Source organism: Peribacillus sp. P4_C12, from assembly GCF_056402095.1.
In genome coordinates this window covers 1-4,029 of record NZ_JBFUIB010000349.1, presented here as the reverse complement: position 1 = coordinate 4,029, position 4,029 = coordinate 1, and the positions used below count along the sequence as shown (strand labels likewise).

Below are 4,029 nucleotides of genomic sequence, written 5' to 3'. Positions count from 1 at the left end.
TTCAAATATCGTATAAAAAAATGCTAACATGGTAAGATCAATAATAAAAATAGTAAATTTTTATATACTTATAAATATTGGTTATAGAAGGGAGTACTTAAAGAAAGGGGGAATTATCAAGTAACGTATTTGTTCAAAGCGGGAATATTATTTGTATTATAATTTATATTGAATATTCAATATAAATTTATGTAAAAGAGGCTCTACCAAAGGTTTTACTTTTGGTAGGGCCTCTTTTTTTTAAATAACCTAATGTTTATTCTGGATCAAAATAAAAAACTCTTATTTATCGTAAAACGTTGGATCGTTTTGTAGAGTTTGCAAAATTTGATTAGTTAATAATGACGTATCTTCGGTGTTTTTCCATATCGCTGAAATGGAACTAGTTAATTCAGTGTTATCGATGTCTAAAGCTTTAACGTTACTTGTCCCTAACAAACCAATCATATCTTTGGGCATGAGAGCAACGCCAAGGTTATTAGAGACCAAATTAGCTATAGTTAATAATTCCGATCCTTTACATAATTCTTTCGGAGAAAATCCAGCAGTTAAACAAGCCTTTTCCAATAGAAATTGAAGGGAGTGTGCTTGAACAGCATCATAATGAATGAAAGATTCATCCTTTGCTTCGTATAAGTGTATAGAATCCTTTTGAGCTAGTGGATGAACTGTTGAAACCACTAATTGTAATGGAAACCTTTTGAATTCAATCATGTTCAATCCTTCATGGGCAATTATGTTATTGTGAATGGGAGTTCGGATAAACCCGATGTGATAATTTTGTTGATTAACTAGTTTGACAGCCCTTGATGATGTTGTTTCATGTAGATAAAATTCAACATCAGGATATTCCCCTAGAAACTTTTTTAATAGCTTTGGGATATAAATGCTAGCTGCAGAGGGTACGGTAGCGATTTCTATTTTAGGTTTGGGGATAATCTTGTTTTCAATTATGTAATTGATCGTTTTCTCAATATCATCGAAGGAAGGAGCGAGTTTTTTATAGATGTACTCTCCCTCCTCTGTTAATGTGATTTTTCTTGTTGTTCGATTTAAAAGTTTAAAACCTAGTTGTTTTTCAAGGGAAGAGATTTGTTGACTTAGCCCGGGTTGGGAAATATGCAGGGTTTTGGATGCCTCACTGAAACTAAGATGGTTAGAAATCTCTATAAAATAGCGTAGAGATAGAAAATTCATATGATCACTCACTTCAGTTGGATTTCAAGAATCACTGCCAAAAAGGTAATTTTTATAATGAACACTTATAAGTTTATAACAATAATATATTTCTAATATAGAAGAGTCAATATTATCCTTTAATAAAGGGTGGAGCTGTATAATTAGGGATTTCCACTCACAAATGATTGAATTTTCTAATTTATTCGCAGTATTTTGACCCATTTACGCCTTGTTTTTTGCTGATTTTGTAAGAAATAATAATTTATTCCTAGAGATTTTTCAGTACTAAGGTCTAACTGGAAAATGCAGGGGAATCAAGGTGGTCGGTAGAATATTAACAATATCATCTATTAAAAGGTGATAAAAATGCAAAAGGAGGATTTTAATGAAAAAATTATACAGTGGCTTTTTATTAGTTAGTATCTTGATGCTTATCGGAATCATGACAGCATGTAGTGGCAGTAAAGAAGGTGTCTCCGGCGGTGGAAGCCAAAACTTAAGTTTATTGACTGGCGGAACTGGTGGTACATATTATCCACTTGGTGGACAAATTGGAAATATCATTTCTGATAACACAAAGGCGAATATAACACCCCAAACATCCGGTGCTTCAGCTGAAAACATGGAAACCTTGAGAGTGGGAGAAGCTGAAATTGCTTTCTCGCAAACAGATATCGGAGCATATGCAATTGAAGGTAAAGAAATGTTTGAAGGAAAACCAATTGATAATATCCAAGCAATCAGCTCTTTATATCCGGAAACAGTACAACTTGTAACGACAGCTAAAAGTGGAATTAAATCAGTTAGTGATCTAAAAGGGAAAAAAGTATCAGTGGGCGCACCTGGATCAGGAGCATACATTAATGCCATGCAAATTCTAGAAATTCATGGATTATCAGACAAAGATATTAAAGCACAAAACCTATCTTTTGATGAGTCAACTGACGGGATCCAGGCAGGTAATATTGACGCAGCATTTATAACTGCAGGTACACCAACTGGTGCGGTTGAAGCGTTATCTGTACAAAATGATATTGTCATTATTCCAATGGCAGACGACAAAGTTCAAGCATTGGTTGACAAATATCCATACTATGCAGAGGATACCATTCCTAGTGGCACTTATAAAATAAAATCTGACATTAAAACGGTGGCTGTTAAAGCAATGTTAGTTGTATCAAAGGATCTTGATGAAGAATTAGTATATGAAATGACAAAAGCTATCTATGAAAATACAGACAAAATCACACATGCAAAAGGGAAGTTCATTACACCTGAAACGGCACTTGAAGGATTAGGGGATATGGAGCTTCATCCTGGGGCAGCTAAATACTTTAAAGAAAAAGGTGTTACTCAGTAAACACTATAATGGTCGGTAGTACGCTATATGTGTTCTATCGACTTTTGTTTTCTAGAAAAAAGATTCCTAATTTTGAAAGGGGTATCTATGAGAGTGAAGAAATTTACGATTTATTGTATACCTCTACTATTGTTTAGCGCTTGTCTATTCTTCTTTCCATATAAACAAGTCATTGCTTTTTCTTACCAGGATCAAGAGGAATTACTAGCATATTTACCGTTGAAAAAAGAAAAAACCGTTCAAATAAAGTATACACACTCTATTCACCTATCAGAAGTACTCGAAACATATCACTTATCCGACAAGAAAATGAAACTAACCGAGCTTGCATATAAAGATTTTGCAGTTGGTATGCCTTCTAATGCAGAAGGTGAGGAAGTATTTGAAGAGAAAGATGGCATTTATTATATAAAAAATATGAATCGCCAATTTGCATATATCGATTTAAGAATAGGGAAAGTTAGAGCAAATCATCGGTTAATTTATAAGGGGTGTACATACACAATTTCAAGTTTTATTAAGCCAGGCACATGGATCAGAATTTCTCCAAAAAAAATCTCATTTTGGGAACAATTGAATGGAGTGAATATAAATGGCTGATGATAACGAAATAGCGAAGTATTTAACGGAAGAAGAACAACAGGAACTATTAGAAAAATACGATCCTGAAGCGGGAACAAGGAAATTAACAGGTATTTTGGGTTACATTGCTTTTATCGGTCTCTTAGCCTTTTCATTATTTCAATTATATACGGCTGTTTTTGGTGTTTTTACAGCACAAATTCAAAGGACGATACATTTAGGTTTTGCACTTTCTTTAATTTTTTTACTATTCCCCGCAAACCGCAAGAATCGTCAAAAGGGAAAGTTCCAAATTGCCTGGTACGATATTATTTTAGCTGTTCTTAGTATTGGAGTAGGCGCTTATTGGCCATTATTTTTCGAGGATCTCGTTATGAATGTTGGTCGTTTAGGCACTTTGGATTTTGCAGTTGGTTTAGTAGCGATTCTACTTGTACTTGAGGCTACTAGGCGTGCAGTAGGTCTTCCCATTATGGTTATTGCCATAGTATTTGTTCTCTATGGACTTTTTGGCCAATATATGCCTGGGTTCTTATCACATCGTGGGTTAACCTTTGAGCGTATGGTACAAACGATGTTTTTCTCTACGGAGGGGATATTAGGCACACCTTTAGCGATTTCATCTACATTTATCTTCCTGTTTTTATTGTTTGGTTCTTTCCTTATTCGAACAGGGGTTGGTCAATATTTTAATGATCTTTCAACAGCGATTGCTGGTAGAAGAATAGGAGGGCCTGCAAAGGTTGCAATTTTTTCAAGTGCTCTTCAAGGAACGATAAGCGGAAGCTCTGTAGCTAATGTTGTTACTTCAGGAGCATTCACGATTCCGATGATGAAAAACCTTGGATATAAAAAGGAATTTGCTGGTGCAGTAGAGGCAGCTGCTTCAACAGGTGGTCAATTAATGC

General features: G+C 34.7%; 4 protein-coding genes. 3 read left to right on the top strand and 1 reads right to left on the bottom strand.

Features of this window, described 5'->3' with window-relative positions; all coding sequences use genetic code 11:
• Positions 1 to 282: 282 nt before the first annotated feature.
• Entirely contained in the window at positions 283 to 1,197 is a 915-nt protein-coding gene (locus AC1DUW_RS22630) for a LysR family transcriptional regulator (RefSeq protein WP_053345824.1), read from the bottom strand.
• Positions 1,198 to 1,564: 367 nt separating this feature from the next.
• Between AC1DUW_RS22630 and AC1DUW_RS22625 the strand changes: the two genes are divergently transcribed.
• The 3 genes from AC1DUW_RS22625 to AC1DUW_RS22615 form a co-directional block, all read left to right on the top strand.
• A complete protein-coding gene (locus AC1DUW_RS22625) occupies positions 1,565 to 2,539 on the top strand; it encodes a TAXI family TRAP transporter solute-binding subunit (RefSeq protein ID WP_053345825.1) in 975 nt (324 codons plus the stop codon).
• 93 nt (positions 2,540 to 2,632) lie between these two features.
• On the top strand, positions 2,633 to 3,139 hold the full coding sequence (locus tag AC1DUW_RS22620; protein WP_407946251.1) for a DUF1850 domain-containing protein: 507 nt from the start codon (positions 2,633 to 2,635) through the stop codon (positions 3,137 to 3,139).
• Positions 3,132 to 4,029, top strand: an 898-nt coding sequence (locus AC1DUW_RS22615) for a TRAP transporter permease (protein ID WP_477643521.1), incomplete at its 3' end; no start/stop codon positions are given. The genes AC1DUW_RS22620 and AC1DUW_RS22615, both read left to right, overlap by 8 nt.

What these genes read in the sequence shown, in the direction of transcription:
- AC1DUW_RS22625 (WP_053345825.1), top strand. Translation starts at nt 1,565, where the DNA reads ATGAAAAAATTATACAGTGGCTTTTTATTAGTTAGTATCTTGATGCTT.
- AC1DUW_RS22630 (WP_053345824.1), bottom strand. Translation starts at nt 1,197, where the DNA reads ATGAATTTTCTATCTCTACGCTATTTTATAGAGATTTCTAACCATCTT.